This is a genomic window from Pseudomonas sp. 2VD, from assembly GCF_005503585.1.
Classification (GTDB): domain Bacteria; phylum Pseudomonadota; class Gammaproteobacteria; order Pseudomonadales; family Pseudomonadaceae; genus Pseudomonas; species Pseudomonas aeruginosa.
This window is the reverse complement of sequence record NZ_SCND01000510.1, coordinates 1-3,265: the sequence shown is the minus strand read 5'-3', so window position 1 is coordinate 3,265 and position 3,265 is coordinate 1. Positions and strand designations below refer to the sequence as shown.

The following is a 3,265-nucleotide window of genomic DNA, read 5'->3' as shown; positions in this document are numbered from 1 at the left end:
GGACCTGAAGAACTTCTCCCGCGTCGACGCCGAGGACGACTGGCAGTGGACCGATCTGCACCAGGGGATCGAGTCGACCCTCAATATCGTCGCCAGCGAACTGAAGTACCGGGCCGACGTGGTCCGCGAATACGGCGATCTGCCCGAGGTGAAGTGCCTGCCGTCGCAGATCAACCAGGTGGTGATGAACCTGGTGATGAACGCGGCCCAGGCGATGGGGCCTGAGCGGGGTCGCATCGTGATTCGCACGGGGCATACCCTGGAGCATGCCTGGATCGAGGTGGAAGACTCGGGGCAGGGCATCTCCCCCCAGATCCTGCCGCGCATCTTCGATCCGTTCTTCACCACCAAGCCGGTAGGCAAGGGGACCGGCCTGGGGTTGTCGCTCTCCTACGGCATCGTCCAGAAACACGGCGGCACCATCGAGGTGCGCAGCCAGCCGGGAGTCGGCAGCGCTTTCCGGATCGTGCTTCCCCTGGAATCGCCTGGCAACCTGGGCGGAGCCCACGGAAATTAACTGTTGCGCCGCTTAAGGTAACGTAAGACAATGATTTATCTACCGTTTGGGGTGGGTCTCAGGTTGGGATGCCGGTTTGGTTCCCATTGCCGGCTCACTTGAAGCGAGATCCTGCCCGGATGGCGAAATCGGTAGACGCAAGGGACTTAAAATCCCTCGGGGGTAACCCCGTGCCGGTTCGACCCCGGCTCCGGGCACCATCGTGTTTCCTGGCGTTCAGCCGACTTCTGCGCTCCTTCCCCGATTTTCTTCTGGCCCGCAATCGCGCGGCAGTCAACGAGTCGACGTTGCCTTCTTTCCCTCCTCGGCCTTGGAGGCGTTTCATTCTAGTACGGCTCCGTATAGGGTTCGCCCTGGCTGGCGAGCGGGAGTGTTTGTTCAGCTTGAAGTAGTTGTCTTTGGAAGTTTGATTTTTTGTCGTTATCTTCTGCTCCTGCTTTTTAATTTCCTTTCCGAATATATTCAATTCACTGGCGGAATTATCCTCTTTTCTCCTGCATGAATTGGTAGGCGGTACTTCCTCGTTGCTGTGCTTTGCTGACAGGGAAGGATCGCGAATCAGGGTTTTTCGCCTCTTTCGTTTATGAACAGGAATTCATATATCGGAGATCAATCATGGCTTGGAAAGGTGAGGTTCTGGCTAATAACGAAGCAGGGCAGGTAACGTCGATTATCTACAATCCGGGCGATGTCATTACCATCGTCGCCGCCGGTTGGGCCAGTTACGGACCTACCCAGAAATGGGGGCCGCAGGGCGATCGGGAGCATCCGGACCAAGGGCTGATCTGCCACGATGCGTTTTGTGGCGCGCTGGTCATGAAGATTGGCAACAGCGGAACCATTCCGGTCAATACCGGGTTGTTCCGTTGGGTTGCACCCAGTAATGTCCAGGGCGCAATCACTCTTATCTACAACGACGTGCCCGGAACCTATGGCAACAACTCCGGCTCGTTCAGCGTCAATATTGGAAAGGATCAGTCCTGATAACTTGTCTCTGAAAAAAAAGGGCCCGAATGGGCTCTTTTTTTAAATACAAATAAAGTGAAGTTGCCCGTGTGGCCGGTATGAACGGACAGGCAGCGCTTCGCAGTTGCGACTACCAATGACAAGGGTTTCGAACTCCTGGGGCTGCCGCGGTCGTGGGAAACCGAGCGAGTAGGGGCGGGGAACTGCTTCAACACGCTTCGGTCTGAACGGGAATATCGATTCCTGACCCGATTCAGAATTCCGTCCACATAGTAGACAGTACCGAAGCCGATGCCCTGCCGACTTTCCCTGGTTGTATTTCCCGCTCTCTTCTCCATTGCCGCTGGCGCCGCGGAGGAACTCAAGGACATGGCAGGTTCGACCATCGTCGTTGCCGGAAGACTCGAGGCCGTCGAATGCCCTGGTGCAGGCCTGTACGATTGCACGGGGTGGCCTGCCAACCTGTACCGTTTCGAGGGACAGGACGTGTGCCTCAGCATCGAGGCTGGCTGCGATTACAGTTGCGATGGCATTCTCAGCGAGAAGGGCGGCACGCAATCGATCCTGGTTTCCGGCTCCTATCGCGATCACATCCGCAAGGTGGAAGGCACGCAGGTCTCCTGCCCGCGCTAGAGACGCTCGGCCGAGCGCTGGAAATATCGCGAGGTGCAACGGACGGTCTGCCGCCCGCTGAAGAAGGCGAGCGGATCGGGATGTGCTAGGGTGCCCGTTTGCAGGGAGGACCCAGGGCATGGAGCACCCATACAAGACCCCAGAGGCCGACCTGGCCGACGAGAAGCTGACTGCGAGAGGTTTCCTTTCCGGTGGGCAGCCGCTGTGGAAGGCATTCTGGCTGTTCTTCGCTGCGGGGTTCTTATTGCTCAGTGTCGCCGCCAGGCAGGCGATGGTGGCCATTGTCGATCCGCTGATGCAGGAAGCTCCCGGCGAACATGCGGTGGCCCTGACCTTGTGGGGAATGATCGGTGTCGAGCTGGTGAGGCTGGCCTACCTGTGCCTCAGCCTCGTCGTGGTCTGGCGCTGCGGGCGCAACTCCCGCTGGGTGGCTGCGCGCCATGCCAGCAGAGCGGTGCTGTCGGCACTGATACTCCTGACCCTTTACTCGATCTATCTGGTCTGGGCCTTGCTCGCCAGTCCCTGAGCGACGCGCTGAGGCTGGCGAGCATGCTGGTACGGCCCATTCCACGTGCCTGCGTCGGCTAGCGCCGCAGCCAGTCCTCCAGTTGCTCCGGCAGCATCGGCTGGGCGATCAGATAGCCCTGGCCCTCGTGGCAGCCCCAGGCCTGCAGCAGGTGGAAGGTGTCGTGGGTCTCGATGCCTTCCGCGACCACCCGATAACCCAACTGGCTGGCCAGGCCGATCACCGCCTGGGTGACGCTCTGCGCCTTCGGCGAGCCGGCGAGGTCGCGGGTGAATGATTGATCGAGCTTGATGGCGGTGACCGGCAGGTCGCGCAGGTAGGTCCAGTTGCTGTAGCCGGTGCCGAAGTCGTCCACGGCGATGCCCATGCCAAGCTCCCGGGCACGCAGCAGCACCGAGCCGACCGCCGAGGCGTCGCGGATGAGGACGCTTTCGGTGAATTCCAGCTCGAGGGCGGAAAGGTCGATGTCGTAGGTTTTGGCGAGTCTGACGGCCTCTTCCAGGAAGCTGCTGTCTTCCATGTCCGATGCCGATACGTTGATCGCCAGCCTGAGCGGGATGTTCCGTGCGTTCCATTGCGCCAGCTGGGCCATGGCATGGCGCAGCACCCAGTCGCTGAGGGGG

4 protein-coding genes, 1 tRNA gene and 1 pseudogene are annotated in these 3,265 nt (G+C 60.0%); 5 read left to right on the top strand and 1 reads right to left on the bottom strand.

The features are described from left to right. The 5 genes from FFS27_RS30760 to FFS27_RS30740 form a co-directional block, all read left to right on the top strand. Positions 1–517 (top strand): sensor histidine kinase (locus tag FFS27_RS30760; RefSeq protein ID WP_256659778.1); only part of this gene is annotated, 517 nt, incomplete at its 5' end. Positions 518–630: 113 nt separating this feature from the next. Beyond that, positions 631–717 (top strand) — tRNA-Leu (locus tag FFS27_RS30755). 415 nt (positions 718–1,132) lie between these two features. Beyond that, positions 1,133–1,501 carry a PA-I galactophilic lectin gene (gene lecA, locus FFS27_RS30750; protein WP_003090046.1) on the top strand — a complete coding sequence of 123 codons (369 nt, stop codon included), beginning with the start codon at positions 1,133–1,135 and terminating at the stop codon, positions 1,499–1,501. A gap of 273 nt (positions 1,502–1,774) precedes the next feature. Further along, complete coding sequence (locus FFS27_RS30745) at positions 1,775–2,116, top strand: hypothetical protein (RefSeq protein WP_003120049.1); 342 nt, start codon at positions 1,775–1,777, stop codon at positions 2,114–2,116. 118 nt (positions 2,117–2,234) lie between these two features. Then, positions 2,235–2,642 carry a hypothetical protein gene (locus tag FFS27_RS30740; RefSeq protein WP_019682186.1) on the top strand — a complete coding sequence of 136 codons (408 nt, stop codon included), beginning with the start codon at positions 2,235–2,237 and terminating at the stop codon, positions 2,640–2,642. A 58-nt stretch (positions 2,643–2,700) separates the two neighbouring features. Here FFS27_RS30740 and FFS27_RS30735 read toward each other — a convergent pair. Then, positions 2,701–3,265: pseudogene (locus FFS27_RS30735) on the bottom strand (cyclic di-GMP phosphodiesterase); the annotation flags it as partial.